General features: G+C 35.1%; 2 protein-coding genes. One reads left to right on the forward strand and one right to left on the reverse strand.

The features are described from left to right. Positions 1-66: 66 nt before the first annotated feature. Positions 67-762: a response regulator transcription factor gene (locus tag PLK24_RS10670; protein WP_324478977.1), complete on the reverse strand. Its 696-nt coding sequence runs from the start codon at positions 760-762 to the stop codon at positions 67-69. A gap of 260 nt (positions 763-1,022) precedes the next feature. Here PLK24_RS10670 and PLK24_RS10675 point away from each other — a divergent pair. Further along, a partial coding sequence (locus PLK24_RS10675; RefSeq protein WP_324478979.1) for a sensor domain-containing diguanylate cyclase occupies positions 1,023-2,529 on the forward strand: 1,507 nt, incomplete at its 3' end.

The raw sequence follows: 2,529 nt of genomic DNA on the forward strand, positions 1-2,529 counted from the left end.
TTTTCACCTTTATCTGGTGCCACAACGTGGTATGGGTGTCTATATTGTAAGGAAAATGATAACGAGTTATTCAACTTCTAATTTATATCCCACCCCCCGAATAGTTACTATTCTTTCTCCATGTTGGCCTAATTTTTTTCTAATATTAGCAATATACACATCAACCGTTCTATCGGTTATGAATTCGTCAGTTCCCCAAGCATAATTTAAAATTTGTTCTCGGGAAATAATTTTTCCTTTATTTTTTGCTAAAAATTCTAAGATTCGATATTCTTTCCAGGAAAGGGGAATAAGGTCTTCACCAATAATGAGAGTAAGATTGTCAGCATTGAGGACAAAAGATCCAGTTTTAAAAAGAGAATGCTTGGCGACAGGTGCAGATAAACGCCTTCGTAATACTGCTTTTATTCGAGCCAATAATTCACGAGGATGAAAGGGTTTAACTATATAATCATCTGCACCTGTTTCTAATCCCAAGACAACATCAATGGGGTCGTCTTTTGCAGTTAAAATTATAATTGGGATTTTATTGAGTTTGGGATCTCTTTTTAAGTAACGACAGAGTTCCATCCCATCAATTCCTGGGAGCATCAGATCCAGCAAAATAAGATCTGGTTTTTGAGAAAAAATTTTGTCAAGAAAGGCCTCACCACTAAAAAAATGGCAAACTGAGTATCTCTCTTTTTCAAGGTAAAGGATTACCATTTCTGATAAATCTTTTTCATCTTCAATATAAAAAATTAATCCTTTAGCTTCTGACATCTTTTTTCAATCAACCTTTCTGATGGTTTTTATCCTTCCAAATGGCTGAATGAAATGTTGAACTTAATGAAACGTTTTTTCATTTTATTAAATTTGGTTTCAATTTTCATAAAAAATATTTTTTCTTTGCCTTTTTTCAAACCTGTTTTATAATTTTTGTAATGAGCGAATTCGAATTAACAAAATCACTTTGTGATATGACTCATTATTACATTATTGAGCAATATTTTCCATATTTTAATTTAAACAGAGGATAATGAATGGTAAATAAAATCAACCCGGTTAATCGCTTGTATCGACTGCTTAGCCAAGTGAATCAAACTATTGTAAGAGTGCGGGATCGTCAACAGCTATTTGATGAAATTTGCAGAATAGCGGTTGAGGATGGTGGATTTCGGTTAGTTTGGATCGGTTTGATTGATCAGGAAGAAAAAATAATTAGACCAGTGAGCTGGGCAGGATATGAAGATGGCTATGTACAAAATATTTTTGTATCTACTCAGAACATTCCAGAAGGAAGGGGACCAGCTGGAATCACCGTAGCCACGGGTAACTATGTAGTGAGTGTTGACATTGAGAGAGATCCAAGAATGCTTCCATGGAAGGATGCAGCTTTGAAAAGAGGGTATCGATCATTAGCTGATTTTCCCCTTGTAACCAATGGAAAAATTATTGGGGTTATTTTATTTTATTCTTCAGAAGTGAATTATTTTGATCAAGAAGAAATTCAACTCCTTCAAGGGTTATCAAAAGATATTTCTTTTGCCTTAGAGGTAATGGAAAAAGAAAAACAAAAGCAAAATGCTTTAAATTTACTCCAGCAAGAAAAAAAATTTAATGAACAACTAATCCAAGCTTCCCCGGCTTTTTTTGTTGCTATGGATTCTAATGTCAAAATATTAATGATGAATCCTTGTATGCTTAATGCTCTTGGATATAATCTGGAAGAGGTTCTGGGTAGAGACTACCTTACCCTCATCATACCTGAAACCGAGAGGTCTAAAGTAAAAGAAATCTTTAATACCTTGGTTTCTTCTCAAGAATCTACTCTGAATGAAAACCAAGTTCTGACTAAAGAGGGCCGGATTTTGCTGGTTGAGTGGCATGGCCGTTCAATTGTTGATGAACAAGGGAATACCCGATACTTTTTTGGAGTAGGTATTGATATCACCGAGAGAAAAAAGTCAGAAGAACGGATTAAGTATTTGTCTTATCATGATTCTCTGACTGGATTATTTAATCGTGCCTATTTAGAAGAAGAGATGCATCGGCTTGATACTCCTCGTCAATTACCACTTTCAATTATCATGGGAGATATTAACGGATTAAAACTGGTTAACGATGCTTTTGGGCACAAACAAGGGGATGAGCTTTTAATCCATATTGCAAAAATTTTAAAAGAAAGTTGCCGGCAAGAAGACATTGTTGCCCGTTGGGGAGGGGATGAATTTTTAATATTGTTTCCAAAAACCACAAACAAATCAGTACTTCGAGTAATACAAAGGATCCAGAATCTTTGTAAGACTGCTGAAAATACAACAATTCCAATTAGTTTGGCTCTTGGTTTAGCAACCAAAGAAACACCCGACATAAGTTTAGAGGTGATAATCGGTCAGGCAGAAGAAAATATGTATCGTCAGAAATTAAACGAAAGTCGAAGTATACGTCACGCATTGATAACTTTTTTAGAGGAATCTCTTCAAGAAACCACCCAAGAAACCAAAGAACATTCAATGCGACTTCAAGAAATGGCTCAACAAATGGGTC

Origin of the sequence: Atribacter sp. (assembly GCF_035418125.1) — a bacterium.
Classification (GTDB): Bacteria; Atribacterota; Atribacteria; order Atribacterales; family Atribacteraceae; genus Atribacter; species Atribacter allofermentans.

Bases quoted from the DNA above. Each gene is read 5' to 3' on its own strand.
- PLK24_RS10670 (WP_324478977.1), bottom strand. From the start codon at position 762: ATGTCAGAAGCTAAAGGATTAATTTTTTATATTGAAGATGAAAAAGAT.